Genomic DNA, 17,179 nt, shown 5'->3' with positions numbered 1-17,179 from the left:
AGTAAATAAAATATTGGAAGTTATGTCACATTTTGTAAGGGTCCGTTTTGCTCCAAGTCCTACAGGCCCCCTTCATTTAGGAGGAATAAGAACAGCATTATATAATTATCTATTTGCTAAAAAATATGGAGGAACATTTGTTCTTAGAATAGAAGATACTGATCAAAAGAGATTTGTTCCTAATTCTGAATCTTATATTATAAAAACATTAAAATGGTGTCATATTGAGCCAGATGAAGGAGTTGGATATGGAGGCCCATATTATCCTTATCATCAATCTAAAAGATTGAATATTTATCGTTATTATATCAATAAATTGTTAGAAAAGGGAGATGCATACTATGCCTTTGAAACAGATGAAGATCTTGATAGAAAAAGGAAAGAATATAAAGAGATAGGATTAACTTTTTCATATAACTATGAAAATAGAAATAAGCTAGATAATTCATTAAATATGACCAATAAACAATTAAAAAAAAAGTTAGGAGCATGTTCTTCCTATGTTATTCGATTTAAAATAAATCCTGGAGAAAAATTAAAAATGCATGATATAATACGTGGATGCATAACAGTTGATACAGATCATTTAGATGATAAAATATTGTTAAAATCATATGGAGGAGCTACTTATCATTTAGCAAGCACAGTTGATGATCATTTGATGAAAATAACTCATGTTATTCGAGGAGAAGAATGGTTATCGTCTTTAGCTTTGCATTCACTATTATATAGATCCTTTGGATGGGAGTCTCCAAATTTTGCACATTTACCTTTAATTTTAAGAAAAGATGGTAAGGGAAAAATTAGCAAAAGAGATGCAGATATGTTGGATTTTCCTATATATCCTATGCAATGGATGAATAATAATACTATTATTCCAGGATATAAAGAATTAGGTTATTTTCCAGACGCTTTTGTAAATATGTTAGCTTTATTGGGATGGAATCCTGGAGGAGAAAGGGAAATTTTTTCTTTACAAGAGTTAATTAAATCCTTTTCCTTGAAAAGGATAAGAAAATCTGGTGTTTTTTTTGACATAAAAAAGGTTTATTGGTTCAATAAAAGATATTTAATAAAAAAAAAAGAAGAAGTCTTTTCCTTTTTGTGTAAGAAAGTACAGAAAAATACTATTTCAAAATATAAAACAGATTACTTTTGGAAAGTAATAAACTTAACAATAAATAGAATTCATTTTATTCATGAAATATGGGAACATTCTTTTTATTTCTTTATTAGACCTAGTTTTTATGATCCTTATTTTTTTAACAAGATAAAAAATAATCATGAAAAAATCATATTAAAATTAAATGACGCAAAATCATCATTATACAAAATAAATAAATTTATATCTGTAAACTTGAAACTTTTTTTTCAAAATTATAAAGAAAATAAGTGTAGAATTAAAATGATGCAATTATTTCGTTTATCCTTGGTAGGAAGTTTAAAAGGAGTTGATATTTTCATCATTTTTGAAATGATAGGAAAAGAAGAAAGTATACAACGTTTGGATAATTTAATTAATAAAATAAAAGAAAAGATTTAGAATATATTTTTTGAAAAAACAACATAAAAAATATAGATTTATATGTTTAATAAAAATAATCCGATGCTTAAACACTATGAAAATATCATCATAATAACTCCTATATTATCTGATGATCAAGCAAAAGATACAGCAAAAGAGTATGAAGATTTTCTTCTAATAAAGAAAGGGAAAATTGTTCATCAGGAACATTGGGGGCTAAAAAAACTAGCTTATCCTATTCATAAAAAACAGAGCGGTTGTTATCATTTATTTGAGTTTTTATTAACTTCCAATTTAATCTCTGATTTAGAATTAAAATTGAGACAGGATGAAAGAATACTTCGTTTTTTAACTGTTAAATTAAATAAGTATGGAATAGAATATGCTGAAAGAAGAAGAAAAAAATTATTAAAAAAGGATAAATAATTAATTATGATTTTAGAAGAATCTAATCAAAATAATACAACAAAAAAAGATAGTGATTTGAGATATTTATCTCCTCTTAAAATAGAAACAAAAACAGAAAAAAAATATTGTTATTTTGAAAAAAGAAATATTAAATATATAGATTATAAAGATCCTACATTTTTAATAAAATTTCTTAATGCACAAGGAAAAATTTTACCACGTCGTATTACAGGAACCTTGCAGAAAAATCAAAATAAATTAAATTCCGCTATAAAAAGATGTAGACATATTGGTCTATTACCCTTTGTTACAGATGATTTAAGATAAAATATGAAAATTATTTTAAAAAAAGACATAGAAAATTTAGGCTTTCAATATGATGAAATAGATGTAAAACCTGGATATGCTAGGAATTATCTAATTCCTAAGGGTTATGCTGTTTTAGCATTACCTGAAACTATAAAAAGTATTCGTGAAATATTGAAACAACGTTCTAAGAAAGAACGTTTTTTGATAGAAAAATGGAAAGAAATTGAAGAAAAACTAAGTAAATTAACTATAAAAATTCCAGCTAAAGTTGGAAAAGGGGGAAAGCTTTTCGGTTCTATAAATAATCATTTCCTTATGAATATTTTAAATAAAGAAGGAATATCTATAGATAAAAAACTTATTAGAATACCTGGAAATAAAGTAATTAAAAAAATAGGGAAACATAAAGCAAATATACGATTACATCAAAAAAAAGAATTTACATTAAATTTTGAAGTATTGCCATCTTCAGATCTTCAACTCCATCCTAAATAGAAAGTATTGTATAATAAAAATGAATTTAGTAGTATTATTAGAGAAGTAATAACCCAGGATAGTATTTTTAAAATTTGGCCATTTACAAAAATTCCCATTTTTTCTGAATCTCCTGTAAAATTTACTAATGGAATGATAGCAAATATCAACTGTATGGATAGTATTATTTGACTAATGATTAGTAATTCTGCCGTCCCTTTTTCTCCATATAAAATGGCTGTGATCATAGCTGGTACGATAGCGATTAATCTTGTAATAAGTCTCCTTATCCAAGGTTTTAATCTTATATTTAGAAATCCTTCCATTACTATTTGTCCAGCTAATGTTCCAGTTAATGTAGAATTTTGTCCTGAAGCTAGTAAAGCTAATGCAAAAAAAACTCCAGCAAAACTAGATCCTAATATTGGAGTTAAAAGCTTATGCGCATCCATAATGTCTGCTACTTCTGTATGTCCATATTTATGAAAAGTAGCTGCAGATACAATCAATATAGCTGCATTTATAAAAAATGCTAAAGATAGAGATAAAGTGCTATCTATTGTAGCATATTTTATAGCCATTTTTTTTCCTTCAATAGTACGTGGATAATCTCTAGTTTGTATGATACTTGAATGTAAATAAAGATTGTGAGGCATGACTGTTGCTCCTAATATTCCAATTGATATATAAAAAGCATGAGGATCTTGAATGATCCTAGGATTAGGGATTATTCCTTTTAATATAGGAATAATTTCTGGTTTTGAACTTATAATTTCAAAACTAAAACAAATTAAAATTGTAAATATTAGGGTAGCAACTAAACTTTCAATATATCTAAATCCTTTAGATTGAAAAAATAAAATAATTAAAACATCTATAGTGGTAATTAATACCCCCCATGTAATAGGAATATTACAAAGAAGTTTTAATGCTAACGAACAACCGATAATTTCTGCTAAATCACAAGCAGCAATAGCTATCTCACATAAAATCCATAATATAAAACTAATAAATGGGGGATAGTTATCTCTACATGCTTGTGCTAAATCTCTTTCACAAACAATTCCTAATTTTAGAGCTAAATGTTGTAAAATGATAGCAAATAAATTGGATATAAAAATAACAGATAACAGCATATAACCAAATTTAGAACCTCCAGAAATATCAGTAGCCCAATTTCCAGGATCCATGTATCCTACAGCAATTAGGAATCCTGGTCCTGTAAAAGCAAAAAATTTTTTCCACATTCCTTTTTTTTGAGGTACATAAATAGAAGAGAAAACCTCCGAAAGGGTAGGATGTTTATTCTCTTTCCTCCATCCTATAAGAGGAGATCTTTTTTTTTGTATCATAGAAAAAATCTAGTTCGTATTGTATAACGTATATATTCTGTATAATAAATAACGTTAACATAAACATAAAGTTAACCGTTTTAATTTTTTTGTTCAATCCATCCAAATATGGATGTTTATTGCATTAATTAGAATAATTTTTTATATTTGCTCGGAATTTATTTTTCCGCTTGATAATGAAACTTTTTACATTAATTTAATTCTAGTTTCATGAAAAGAATAGCGATACAAGGTGTGAAGGGGTGTTTCCATCATGCGGCTGTTTCTACTTATTTCGTAGGATGTAAATATAAGTTAATGGAATGTTCTTCTTTTAGAAAATTAGCTTTTTCTGTAGCTAAATCAAATGTAGATATCGGAGTTATGGCTATAGAAAATACCATAGCTGGAACGATATTGACTAATTATAGTCTTTTATCAGAATATAATTTAAAGATTATTGGAGAGGTTTATATGCCAATTAAACATCATTTAATGGCTTATCCTGGACAGGATATAGAAGATATAAAAGAGATTTATTCTCATCCTATGGCGTTATTACAATGTGAATCATTTATAGATGCTCATTCTTGGATAAAAATATCAGAATACTTTGATACTGCTTCCGCTGCTAAACATATATCTATATATAAAAAAAGAGGTTTAGCAGCAATAGCTTCTGAAAATGCAGCTAAAGAATATGGTTTGGAAATTATTTATAAAAACATACAAACTATCGAAAGCAATTTTACCAGATTTTTTATTATTAAAAATTGTTATGAACAAAATGAAAATGATTTTTTTAATAAAGCCTCTCTAAGATTTAAAATATTACATACTACTGGTAGCCTTTCTAAGATATTGAGTATTATATCAAGTATTGGTATCAATATGACTAAAATACAATCTATTCCCATAATACAAAGACCTTGGGAATATTCGTTTTATGTAGATGTAATATTTAACAATATAAAAGATTATGAAAAAATGAAACAACGGATACAAAAAATTACATGTCTTCATAAATTATCTATTATGGGAGAATATAAGAATGGAAGAATTAGATCCTAATGTTTTTTTATGATTACAGAAGCAAAAAGAATGAATCAAATATCGGAATACTTTTTTTCTAAAAAGATGAAAGAAATTTATCTTCTTGAGGAAAATGGAGTGAATATCATCAATTTAGGAATTGGGAATCCGGATATTCTTCCCCCGAATGGGGTAATACAAAAAATGAAAGAAGCATCAGAATTAGATCATGCTAATACTTATCAAAGTTATATAGGGATAGAAGAACTACGTATTGCTATATCCAATTGGTATTGGAAATTGTATCAAGTACGTATAGATTATAATTATGAAATTTTACCATTAATTGGATCTAAAGAAGGAATTATGCATATAAGTATGTCTTATTTAAACAGAGGAGATAAAGTATTAATTCCAGATCCTGGATATCCTACATATTCCTCTATATCTAAACTTATAGAAGCGGATATTATTTATTATGATCTTTATGAGAAAAAAGGGTGGATCCCTGATATTCAATCTATAGTAGATAAAAATAATATGGATAATGTGAAGATTATGTGGATAAATTATCCTCATATGCCTACGGGTGCTTTAATAAATTTAGAAAAACTAGAAAAAATAGTTTTTTTCGCTAAAAAAAATAATATATTGTTAGTTCACGATAATCCTTATAGTTTTATGTTGAATAATGAACGTCCTTTAAGTATTTTTAATATTAAAGGGGCTAAAGATATTGCTATAGAATTGAATTCTTTAAGTAAGAGTTATAATATGCCTGGATGGAGAGTTGGAATGGTAATAGGAAAAAAAGAATTTATTCATAATATTTCTAAAACAAAAAGTCAAATGGATTCCGGTATGTATTATCCAATTCAAATTGGAGCTATAGAAGCTATGAAAAATCATCATGATTGGTTTAAGAAACTTAATGTAGAATATTCTAAACGTAGAAAAATTATATGGGAAATATGTGATTATTTGAATTTAAAATATTCAGTAAAAAGTTGTGGAATTTTTGTTTGGGCAAAGATAATAGATCATAAAGTTAATGATTATAAATGGTCCGATAATATTCTTAAAAAATATCACATTTTCATTACTCCTGGAAGCATTTTTGGTAAAAATGGAAAAGGTTATGTAAGGTTTTCTATGTGTTGTCCTGTAAACATTTTGGAAAAAGCAAAAAATATAATTTTTTCATGAATATTGGAATTATAGGATTAGGATTGATTGGAGGATCTATTGGATTAGGATTACGTAAATCTAATTTTGGAGATAAATTTATAGGAACAGATTCTAATAAAGAAAATGCTTCTAATGCTATAAAACTTGGAATAGTAGATGAAATAATTCCTTTACAAGATCTTATAATACAATCTTCAGTAATTATTTTATCCATTCCAGTAGATGGAATAGAAAAAATTTTACCAAGTATTTTAAATGAAATTAGTAGAGATACAGTTATTATAGATACTGGATCTACTAAATATGATATTTGTAACAAAGTTTACTCTCATCCAAAAAGAAGTCGTTTTGTTGCAACACATCCAATTGCTGGTATTGAAAAATCTGGAGCTATATCTGCTCATCACAATCTTTTTTATAAAAAAAACTGTATTATTTGTGATTGTGAACTTAGTGATCCTGATGCTATGTCTATAGCTAAAAAAATATATTCTACTATTGACATGCAGATAATTTCTATTACATCTAAAGAACACGATTTATATATTGCTTATGTTTCTCATTTACCTCATGTTATTTCCTTTGCTTTAGCATGTACAGTTTTAGAAGAATTTGAAAATAAAGAAAAAATATTTAATAATATGATGGGAAGCGGATTATATTCAACTACACGTTTAGCGAAAAGTAAACCTGAAACTTGGTTGCCTATTTTTATTTCTAATAGAAAAAATTTGATTAAAGCCATAAATTTTTATATTAATCACTTAGAGATATTTCGTGATTGTTTGATAAGCGAAAAATTAGATAAGGTCGATCAATATATAAAAAAAGCAAATAAAATGAAAGATAAAAAATATGTGTAAATTAAATTGTGATGGAAAAAAATATTCTAAATAAAAGTATAGATAGATCTTGGATTGATAATAAATGGAATAAACCTTTAATCATATCTGGACCTTGTAGTGCGGAAAGTGAAGAACAAATATTAGAAACAGCTGATAGACTAAAAAATTCATATGTTCAAATATTTAGAGCAGGAATATGGAAACCTAGGACTAAACCTAATAACTTCGAAGGAATAGGAAAAAAAGGGCTTTCCTGGTTAAAAAAAGTAAAGAAAGATACAGGATTAATGGTAGCAACAGAAATAGCAAATGCAGAACATGTTAGACTATCAATATCTTTTGGTATAGATGTCCTGTGGATAGGTGCTAGAAGTACTGCTAGTCCTTTTACCATTCAAGAAATAGCAGAAGCTTTAGAAGGAGAAAATGATAAAATTGTTTTGGTTAAAAATCCTATTCATCCTGATTTAGATTTATGGATAGGTTCTTTAGAACGTTTGTTTGTGAAAGGTATTAGAAAACTAGGAGTGATACACCGTGGTTTTTATACCTATAAAAGTTCTAAATATAGAAATCAGCCAAATTGGAACATGCTATTGAATTTAAGAAGTATGCTTCCTAGAATTCCTATCATATGTGACCCTTCACATATTTGTGGAAATAAAAAAGAGTTACTTGACATAGCAAAAAAAGCTTATTACATTTTTAAATGTGAAGGTTTAATGATAGAAAGTCATTGTTCTCCAGATCAAGCTTGGAGTGACGCTGCACAACAAATTACTCCAGAGAATCTTATAAAGATGATAAAAGAATTAAAATTAAATTCATGTGACCAAAAAGATGCAAGAGATTTAGATTCTTTAAGAATTTTGATTGATGAATTAGATGAGAATATTATTACACTTTTAGCCGAAAGAATGAATATTGCTAAAAAATTAGGTTCTTTGAAAAAATCTTCAAAAATAGCTGTTTTTCAGCCAAAAAGATGGGATAATATAATGGAAAAATCCCTAAAATTAGGTAGTAGTTTTGGGCTTTCTGATGAACTACTAAAAGGAATTTTCAAAATTTTGCATGAAGAGTCTATTAAAATTCAAAATAATATAAAATAAAAAAAACAGACAGCTAAGTCCTAAAAAAATGACTTATTTATTTACTAGCGAATCTGTTTCGGAAGGACATCCGGATAAAATTTCCGATCAGATATCGGATGCAATATTAGATCATTTCTTAGCTAATGATCCAGATGCTAAAGTAGCTGTAGAAACTTTGGTAACAACTGGACAAATTATATTATCTGGGGAAATCAATTCTAATACTTGGATAAATATTCAGAAAATAGCTCGTGATGTTCTTAAAAAAATAGGATATACAAAAAATGAATATAGATTTCATGCTGACTCTTGTGGAATTATTTCTTCTATTCAAGAACAATCTTTAGATCTATTAAAAGGAATACAAAAATTAAATAAAGATGAACAAGGTGCTGGAGATCAGGGCATAATATTTGGTTATGCGGTGAAAGAATCGGAAAATTATATGCCATTATCATTAGAGATATCACATAGTTTATTAAAGGAACTTTCATGCATACGAAATGAAGGAAAAGAAATGACTTATTTACGTCCAGATTCAAAATCACAAGTTACTTTAGAATATTCCGATAATAAGGAACCAATACATATACATACTATTGTAATTTCAACTCAGCACGATGAATTTGATACTAAAGAAAAAATGCATAAAAAAATTATTCAAGACATTAGAAATGTTTTAATTCCGAGAGTTAAAGAAAATATTTTATCAAAAAAAATAAAAAAATTATTTACTGATAATACAAAATATTACATTAATTCTACAGGAAAATTTGTTACAGGGGGACCTCATGGGGATACAGGACTTACCGGAAGAAAAATTATTGTAGATACCTACGGAGGTAGAGGTGCTCATGGAGGTGGAGCTTTTTCTGGCAAAGATCCATCTAAAATGGATAGATCTGGAGCTTATGCTGCTAGACATATTGCTAAAAATCTTGTAGCAGCAGGAATTTCTGATGAAATACTTATACAAATATCCTATGCAGCTGGTATATCAGAACCAATAAGTATCTTTGTAAAAACTTATGGTAGATCAAATATTAATAATGAAGATATAGTACTGAATATAAAAAAAATTTTCGATTTACGTCCATATGCTATAGAAAAAAGATTAAAGTTGCGTCAACCTATGTATGAAGAGACATCTGTATATGGACACATGGGAAAGAATCCAAGAAAAGTGTGGAAATATTTCTCAGATATAAAGGGAAATAAGATAAAACGAAAAGTAGATTTATTTACTTGGGAAAAAGTAAATTATCTATATGAAATAAAAAATGTTTTTAATCTTAAATAGATGATTAAACTATAACTTTATGTCTTATAATTTATTGAAGGGCAAAAAAGGAATTATATTTGGAGCTTTAAACGAAGATTCTATTGCTTGGAAAGTAGCAGAAAAAGCTTTTGAAGAGAAAGCATCTTTTGTATTAACTAATACTCCGGCTTCTATACGAATTGGGAATATTCATGAGTTATCTCGTAAAACAAAATCTATAGTTATTCCAGCTGATGCTACTTCTATTAAAGATTTAGATTTTTTATTTGAAAAAACATTAGATTTTTTTGGATCTAGAATAGATTTTTTATTACATTCTATAGCCATGTCAATAAATATCCGAAAAGGATTAACTTATACATCTCTAAATTATGAATTTTTAAGAAAAGGATGGGATATATCTGCTGTTTCTTATCATAAAATAATGCAAACAGCTTGGAATAAAAATGCTATGAATAAATGGGGGTCCATTGTTGCTCTTACATATATTGCTTCCCAACGTAGTTTTCCATATTATGGAGATATGTCAGATTATAAATCTTATTTAGAGAGCGTTACACGAAATTTTGGATATTTTTGGGGGAAAAAAGAAAAGGTTAGAGTAAATACAGTATCACAATCTCCTAGCATAACAAAATCAGCAAAAGGAATAAAAGGTTTTGATCAACTTTTCCTTTTTTCTGAAAAAGTATCGCCGTTAGGTAATGCTTCTGCACAAGATTGTGCTAATTATATTATTACACTTTTTTCAGATTTAACAAGAAAAGTTACTATGCAAAATTTATATCACGATGGAGGTTTTTCTAATACTGGAATTGGAATTAGTGAAATAATAGAATCATAATTAATTCATATTTTTGATAAAAATAAATCTTATGAATAAAATTATAGCTCCATCTTTACTTTCAGCTGATTTAGCTTTTTTATATAGTGAGATAGAAATGCTGAACGGTAGTGAAGCAGATTGGGTTCATCTTGATATTATGGATTCATCTTTTGTTTCAAATATTTCCTTTGGATTTATGTTTACAAAATATGTGAAAAAGTATGCATACAAACCAATAGATATACATTTAATGATATTGGAACCGGAAAGATACATAGAACAATTAAGGGATTGTGGAGCAGATCATGTTCATGTTCATTATGAAGCTTGCATACATTTAAATAGAACGGTTTTTTCTATTAAAGAACATGGAATGAAAGTAGGTGTAGCAATAAATCCGCATACTCCAGTTTTTCTTTTACAAGAGATCATAAAATATCTTGATTTTGTTTTATTGATGAGCGTAAATCCTGGTTTTGGTGGACAAAAATTTATTAACCAAACCTATAAAAAATTAGAAGAAACTAAAGATTTAATACTAAAGAAAGATTCTTCTGCTCTTATAGAAGTAGATGGAGGTATTAATTTAGAAAATGCTTATTCATTATTTAAAAATGGAGCAGATATATTGGTAGCAGGAACTGCCATTTTTTCTAATTCCAATCCAAAAAAGATCATTCATAAAATGAAAGAACTAACTTAATTAGTTTTATTTATGATTATTTCTAAAGAAACTAAAAAAAAAATACTTTCTGCTTCTTGTATAGAGGATGTTATTGGAAATTTCGTAGAATTGAGAAAAAGTGGAATCAATTATAGAGGATTAAGTCCATTTTCTAATGAAAAAACACCCTCTTTCATCGTATCTCCAACAAAAAAAATATGGAAAGATTTTAGCTCTGGAAAGGGAGGTGATCTCATCACTTTTCTTATGGAACATGAAAATTTTTCTTATGTAGAATCATTACATTTTTTAGCTAAAAAATATAACATAAATATAAAATATACAGAAGAGAAATCCTATAAAAATTTAAGAAATGAAAGATTATATTTAATTCAAGATTATGCTAAAAATATTTTTATAAAACAGTTATTTTTAACTGAAGAAGGAAAAAAAAATGGATTGAATTATTTAATTCAAAAAAGAGGATTCAATATAAAATCAATTCAGAAATTTGAATTAGGGTACGCTTCTTTTTCTTGGAATTATTTTACTAAAAAGGCTTTAAAAAAAGGATTTGAAATACAGGAAATAGAAAAATCTGGTCTTACTGTTATTAAGAAAAATAACAACTATTTTGATTGTTTTCGTAAAAGGATTATGTTCCCAATACATAATTTATCAGGAAAAGTAGTAGGTTTTGGTGGAAGAACTATTGATTCTAATAATTTTATAACAAAGTATATAAATTCATCTGAAAGTTCTCTATTTCAAAAGAGTAAAATATTATACGGGATATTTCAATCTAAAAAATATATTATAAAAGAAAATTTTTGTTATTTAGTAGAAGGGTATACAGATGTAATTTCTTTTCATCAGAATGGAATAAAAAATGTTGTTTCATCCTCTGGAATTTCACTTACTGTAGATCAAATTTTGTCAATCAAGAGATTGACAAAAAATGTTATCCTTTTTTATGATGGAGATATATCTGGAATTAAAGCATCTTTAAGAGTGGTTAATATGATGTTAGAAAAAGAAATGAATATACGTATCTTATTTATTTCTAATGGAGAAGATCCAGATTCTTTATCTAGAAGATATTCTAGATCTCAACTAAAAGATTTTTTAATGAAAAAAAGTTACAATTTCATTTCTTACAAAAAGAAAATATATGATAAATTTTATAAAAAAAAATATGAACCCATTAAAAAATCTCTTTTAATTTTAAATATTTTGAATAGCATTTCAAAAATAAAAAATATACTTCAAAAAGAATTATTCTTGCAAGAAACCTCCAGAGTTCTAAATATTAAACAAGAAATTCTAAACTCAGAATTGGAAAAAATAGAAAAAAAAAATGTAAAGGAAAAATATTTAGTTGAAATAAATAAAATTCGTAAAATAGAAAAAAAAAGGGAAAATTTTCTTCTAACCCTTGAGATAAAATTAATGCAATTAATTTTATCTTATGGAGATAAGATAATAAAAAAAGGAAAGCATGAAACAACAATTATTCAGGAATTATTGAATTTTTTTAGTGATTTCAACTTACGTTTTTATTTAAAAAAAAACCAAGAAATATTTGATAATATTTGTTCAAAAAATGGGGAAAAAATAAGAAATTTAACCGTTAAAGAAAATGAAAAATCTTATTCATTATCTAAATGGGAAAAAAAAGGAATAAAAGTAACTTATCATGAGGAACATATAGATCAATATATTGTTGATCTTTTATTAAGATATAAATCTCAATATATTTTGAAATTGATTAAAGAGGAAATCATAAAACATGATAATAATATTGAAAATAAATCTTTTCTAAAGAGAATTATGTATCTAACTGACATAAAAAATAAGATTAATAAAAAATTACACAGATATGTATAATTTTTTTTGGTAAATTCGTATAAAAAAATATAATAAAATGAAAACTTTTATCTCAAAACAAGCACCTGATTTTACAGCTAGTGCAGTGTTAAATGGAAAAGATATTGTACAAAATTTTACTTTAAAACAATTTAGGGGGCTAAAATACGTTTTACTTTTTTTTTATCCTAAGGATTTTACTTTTGTTTGTCCAACAGAAATATATGCATTTCAAGATAAAATAAAAGATTTTAAAATAAGAGATGTACAGGTTGTCGCTGTATCTACAGATACAGAACAATCTCATTTGGCTTGGTTACAAATTCCAAAAGAAAAAGGTGGAATACACGGAGTAACCTATCCCATAGTTTCTGATATCAATAAAACCATATCTCATAACTATGGAGTTTTATCTGGAGATTGGGTCTTTTGTGAAGAAGAATGGAAAGCTTCAGGAGAACTAATCGCTTATAGAGGTTTATTTTTAATAGATAAGAATGGTATTATTAGACATTTTTTAGTAAATGATTTTCCTTTAGGAAGAGATATCAATGAAGCTATTCGCATAATTGATGCGCTTCAATACTATGAGAAAAGTGGCGAGGTTTGTCCTGCAAATTGGGAAAAAGGAAAAAAAGGAATGGATGCTAGTCATAGTGGAATTATAAATTACTTTTCTTCAAAAAATTGAAAAAAAAAGTTGCATTTTATACAATGGGTTGTAAGCTAAATTATGCAGAGACCTCTACTATATCAAAAAAATTCGATAAATATTACTATCAAAAAGTTTCTTTCAATAGTTATGCTGATATTTATGTAATTAATAGTTGTTCTGTTACAAAAAATGCAGAAATAGAATTCAAGCGTATTGTACGTTCTGCTAGGAATAAAAATTCTGAAGCTATGATTGTAGCAATAGGATGTTATGCTCAGCTTAATCCAAAAAAAGTTTCAACTATTGTTGGAGTAAATCTAATATTAGGAAATGAAGAAAAATTTAAAATAGTAGATTATCTTAATAAAAGTTTTTTTCACAAGAATAGTATTAGTATTTTTTCAAAATTAAAAAATCATTATTCTTTTTCTCCATCTTTTTCTATTGGAGATAGAACCCGTTCTTTTTTAAAAATACAGGATGGGTGTGATTATAAATGCAGTTATTGTTCAATTCCTATGTCAAGAGGAAATTCTCGTTCTGAAAAAATGCAAAATATCTTAGATAAGATAAGATTTATTTTTAATAGAGGAGTTAAAGAAATAGTATTAACAGGTATTAATATAGGAGATTATGGAAAAATATATGACAAATATTATGGATACAATCGTAGATTATACACATTTTTTGATTTAATACAGGCTATAGATGAAATTGAAGAAAATGTAAGAATACGTTTATCCTCAATAGAACCTAATTTATTGAAAAATGAATGTATTGAATTTTTATCAAAAAGTAAACGTTTTGTCCCTCATTTTCATATTCCTTTACAATCTGGTAATAACATTATTTTAAGAAAGATGCAAAGACGTTATCAACGTGAAATATATGAAGAAAGAGTAAAAAAAATACGAGAACTGATACCAGATGCTTATATAGGTTCAGATGTTATTGTTGGGTATCCAGGTGAATCACACAAACATTTTTTGGATACTTATTTTTTCTTGAAAAAATTAGAAATTTCATCCTTACATATATTTACCTATTCTCCTAGGCCAAACACAAAATCTATAACAATGGAAATGTCAGAAGGATATATATATAAAAAAATACAATGGAAACGAAATAAAGTTTTACGAAATCTTTCAAAAGAAAAATATATTTCTTTTTGTGAAAAACAAATTAATACAAAAAAAACTGTTTTATTTGAAAAAAACTCTAGAAATGAAGAATATATGTATGGCTATACAGAAAATTATATTAGAACCAAAATCCCATATAATTCATTATATGAAAATACATTATTAAATGTTTTTTTAAGAAAGATAGATAAGGATGGAGTTATGATAGCTGATCTAATTGATAAAAAAATTATTGGTGGTTAAAGGTGGTTAAATTCTACGTTAAAAACATCTTGAAAAGATTTTTTAACCTTGTTTTTTACTATTTCAAATGGAATTTCTTTTTTTTCTAATTCTTTTCTTAAAGAGGTGACTTCTTGATCATGAATTCCACAAGGAATTATATAATCAAAATATCGCAAATCCGTATTTATATTCAAAGCAAAACCATGCATGGTTACCCAACGGCTCATTCTAATTCCTATTGCACATATTTTCCTTGATTTTTTTCCTATATCATTATTCATCCATACTCCTGTTTTTCCTTTTTTTCTTACTCCTTCTAGTCCATAAAATTTCAAAAAATGAATAATTACTTCTTCTAATAGACGAATATATTTATGAACATCAGTAAAAAAATAATCCATATTCAAGATAGGATATCCTATTAATTGTCCAGGTCCATGAAAAGTGATATCCCCTCCTCTGTCTGTTTGATAAAAAGTTGCATTTATTTTATTTAAGAAATCTGATGGTACTAATAAATGTTTATTTTTTTTTCCATTTTTTCCTATAGTATATACATTGGGATGTTCTACAAAAAGCAGATAACCTACTTTTTGACAAGAAACTCTGTTTATTTTTTTTTGTATGATGTCCTTAAATAATTTTTTTTGATATTTCCAAGTTTCTTGATATTCTTTTATTCCTAAATCTTCGAAAAAAATTGTTCTTTTTTTCATAATTTTTGATAAATTTATAAAATCTACTTTATTACACCACATTCGTTATTATTTAAAATGTGAATGTGTTGTATACTTACATCATATAAAATTTATGTCCTATTTATCAGAACAACAAATTATACGAAGAAAAAAATTGGATCAGTTAAAATTATTAGGAATAAACCCTTATCCATCCGAAGAATATCCCATAACAAACACTATCCGTAATATACAAAAAAATTTTCTAGAAAAAGAAAATGTAACCATAGCTGGTAGGTTAATGCGTTTACGTATTCTAGGAAAAGCTTCTTTTGGAGAGATTAAAGATCATACAGGTAGTTTACAAGTATACTTTACCAAAAATGATTTAACATCAAATAAAATTAACAAAGAAGATACTTATAATATTCTTTTAAAAAAGATTCTAGATATAGGAGATATTATTGGAGTAGAAGGTTTTTTATTTAAAACAAAAATGGATGAAATAACAATTCATGTTCATAAATTAACTTTGTTATCTAAATCTATTCGAACTCTACCACAAGTAAAAGTAGATAAAAATAAAAAAATATATGACGCTTTCTCAAATGTAGAACAGCGTTATCGTATGCGATATGTAGATCTTATCGTTAATGATGACGTTAAAAATATATTCTTAAAACGAACTCGTATCATACAAGAAATACGAAATTTTTTCGATAAAAAAAAATATCTAGAAGTTGATACTCCCGTTTTACAATCCATTCCAGGAGGAGCAATAGCTCGTCCATTTGAAACTTATCATAATACACTTGGAATACCATTATACTTACGTATAGCTAATGAACTTTATTTAAAAAGACTTATTGTAGGAGGATTTCATGGAGTATATGAATTTTCAAAAAATTTTAGAAATGAAGGGATGGATCGTTTTCATAATCCTGAATTTACAGTTTTAGAACTTTATGTTGCCTATAAAGATTATTATTGGATGATGGATTTTACGGAAAAAATGATGAAGCATCTTTTCGATCTTTTTCATGAAGAAGAAAATGATAATATTAATTTTAAAACACCTTTTCCTAGAATTCCTATATTAGATGCTATCAAAAAACATACTGGATTTGATATAAAAAGTATGGATAAAGGTGATTTAAGAAAAGTTTGTCAAAAATTACACATAGAAGAAAATATAAAAATGAGTAAAGCTAAACTTATTGAAAATATTTTTGAAGAAAAATGTGAAAAACATTATCAAAATCCAACTTTTATTATTGATTATCCTATAGAAATGAGTCCTTTAACAAAAAAACACCGTTGTGATGAAAGTTTATCAGAACGTTTTGAACTTATTATCAATGGGAAAGAAATTGCTAATGCTTATTCAGAGCTTAATGATCCTATAGATCAACTCTATCGTTTAAAAGAACAAGTGAAATTATCTAAAAAAAAAACAGAGGAAGAATTCATGTTCATAGATAGAGATTTTATAAGAGCTTTAGAGTTTGGAATGCCTCCTACTGCAGGTGTTGGAATTGGAATAGATCGTTTAGTTATGTTATTAACTAAAAAAAAATCAATTCAAGAGGTATTATTTTTTCCACAAATGCGTCCAGAAAAGAAAGGGAAAAAATAG

At 26.5% G+C, this 17,179-nt stretch carries 17 protein-coding genes; 15 read left to right on the top strand and 2 right to left on the bottom strand.

Annotated features, from left to right (window positions below):
• Positions 1-22 precede the first annotated feature (22 nt).
• The 4 genes from gltX (at position 23) to rplI (ending at position 2,737) form a co-directional block, all read left to right on the top strand.
• Entirely contained in the window at positions 23-1,543 is a 1,521-nt protein-coding gene (gene gltX, locus H0H48_RS01510; protein WP_185871342.1) for a glutamate--tRNA ligase, read from the top strand.
• Between the two features lie 63 nt (positions 1,544-1,606).
• The gene (gene rpsF / locus H0H48_RS01505; protein WP_185850669.1) at positions 1,607-1,951 is read left to right on the top strand and encodes a 30S ribosomal protein S6; all 345 of its coding nucleotides are present in this window, start codon (positions 1,607-1,609) and stop codon (positions 1,949-1,951) included.
• A gap of 6 nt (positions 1,952-1,957) precedes the next feature.
• A complete protein-coding gene (gene rpsR, locus H0H48_RS01500) occupies positions 1,958-2,260 on the top strand; it encodes a 30S ribosomal protein S18 (protein WP_185871341.1) in 303 nt (100 codons plus the stop codon).
• Positions 2,261-2,263: 3 nt separating this feature from the next.
• Entirely contained in the window at positions 2,264-2,737 is a 474-nt protein-coding gene (rplI, locus tag H0H48_RS01495) for a 50S ribosomal protein L9 (protein ID WP_185871340.1), read from the top strand.
• Here rplI and H0H48_RS01490 read toward each other — a convergent pair.
• Positions 2,719-4,068 carry an Nramp family divalent metal transporter gene (locus H0H48_RS01490; RefSeq protein WP_394366916.1) on the bottom strand — a complete coding sequence of 450 codons (1,350 nt, stop codon included), beginning with the start codon at positions 4,066-4,068 and terminating at the stop codon, positions 2,719-2,721. The genes rplI and H0H48_RS01490 overlap by 19 nt on opposite strands.
• 210 nt (positions 4,069-4,278) lie before the next feature.
• Between H0H48_RS01490 and H0H48_RS01485 the strand changes: the two genes are divergently transcribed.
• The 10 genes from H0H48_RS01485 to mtaB are packed head-to-tail and all read left to right on the top strand — an operon-like array spanning position 4,279 to position 14,884.
• Positions 4,279-5,118, top strand: coding sequence for a prephenate dehydratase (locus H0H48_RS01485; protein ID WP_185871339.1), 840 nt, complete (start codon positions 4,279-4,281; stop codon positions 5,116-5,118).
• Between the two features lie 9 nt (positions 5,119-5,127).
• A complete protein-coding gene (locus tag H0H48_RS01480) occupies positions 5,128-6,285 on the top strand; it encodes a pyridoxal phosphate-dependent aminotransferase (RefSeq protein ID WP_185871338.1) in 1,158 nt (385 codons plus the stop codon).
• On the top strand, positions 6,282-7,130 hold the full coding sequence (locus H0H48_RS01475; RefSeq protein WP_185871337.1) for a prephenate dehydrogenase: 849 nt from the start codon (positions 6,282-6,284) through the stop codon (positions 7,128-7,130). The genes H0H48_RS01480 and H0H48_RS01475 overlap by 4 nt, the downstream gene beginning before the upstream one ends.
• Before the next feature lie 11 nt (positions 7,131-7,141).
• Complete coding sequence (locus tag H0H48_RS01470; RefSeq protein ID WP_185871336.1) at positions 7,142-8,224, top strand: bifunctional 3-deoxy-7-phosphoheptulonate synthase/chorismate mutase type II; 1,083 nt, start codon at positions 7,142-7,144, stop codon at positions 8,222-8,224.
• A gap of 28 nt (positions 8,225-8,252) precedes the next feature.
• Positions 8,253-9,506, top strand: a complete 1,254-nt coding sequence (gene metK, locus H0H48_RS01465; RefSeq protein WP_185871335.1) for a methionine adenosyltransferase — start codon at positions 8,253-8,255, stop codon at positions 9,504-9,506.
• A 19-nt stretch (positions 9,507-9,525) separates the two neighbouring features.
• Positions 9,526-10,332, top strand: coding sequence for an enoyl-ACP reductase FabI (locus H0H48_RS01460; RefSeq protein ID WP_185871334.1), 807 nt, complete (start codon positions 9,526-9,528; stop codon positions 10,330-10,332).
• A gap of 31 nt (positions 10,333-10,363) precedes the next feature.
• Positions 10,364-11,017 carry a ribulose-phosphate 3-epimerase gene (rpe, locus tag H0H48_RS01455; protein WP_185871333.1) on the top strand — a complete coding sequence of 218 codons (654 nt, stop codon included), beginning with the start codon at positions 10,364-10,366 and terminating at the stop codon, positions 11,015-11,017.
• 12 nt (positions 11,018-11,029) lie between these two features.
• Entirely contained in the window at positions 11,030-12,865 is a 1,836-nt protein-coding gene (gene dnaG, locus H0H48_RS01450; RefSeq protein ID WP_238785346.1) for a DNA primase, read from the top strand.
• A 37-nt stretch (positions 12,866-12,902) separates the two neighbouring features.
• On the top strand, positions 12,903-13,535 hold the full coding sequence (locus tag H0H48_RS01445) for a peroxiredoxin (protein WP_185871332.1): 633 nt from the start codon (positions 12,903-12,905) through the stop codon (positions 13,533-13,535).
• 23 nt (positions 13,536-13,558) lie between these two features.
• On the top strand, positions 13,559-14,884 hold the full coding sequence (gene mtaB, locus H0H48_RS01440; protein WP_238785344.1) for a tRNA (N(6)-L-threonylcarbamoyladenosine(37)-C(2))-methylthiotransferase MtaB: 1,326 nt from the start codon (positions 13,559-13,561) through the stop codon (positions 14,882-14,884).
• Here mtaB and lipB read toward each other — a convergent pair.
• A complete protein-coding gene (gene lipB, locus H0H48_RS01435; RefSeq protein WP_185871367.1) occupies positions 14,881-15,582 on the bottom strand; it encodes a lipoyl(octanoyl) transferase LipB in 702 nt (233 codons plus the stop codon). The two genes, mtaB and lipB, sit on opposite strands and share 4 nt — an antisense overlap.
• Positions 15,583-15,676: 94 nt before the next feature.
• Between lipB and lysS the strand changes: the two genes are divergently transcribed.
• Positions 15,677-17,179: a lysine--tRNA ligase gene (gene lysS / locus H0H48_RS01430; RefSeq protein ID WP_185871330.1), complete on the top strand. Its 1,503-nt coding sequence runs from the start codon at positions 15,677-15,679 to the stop codon at positions 17,177-17,179.

This window comes from Blattabacterium cuenoti (assembly GCF_014252055.1).
Taxonomy (GTDB): Bacteria; Bacteroidota; Bacteroidia; order Flavobacteriales; family Blattabacteriaceae; genus Blattabacterium; species Blattabacterium cuenoti_D.
The sequence above is the reverse complement of the archived record's forward strand: the minus strand, read 5'-3'. Positions and strand labels throughout refer to the sequence as shown.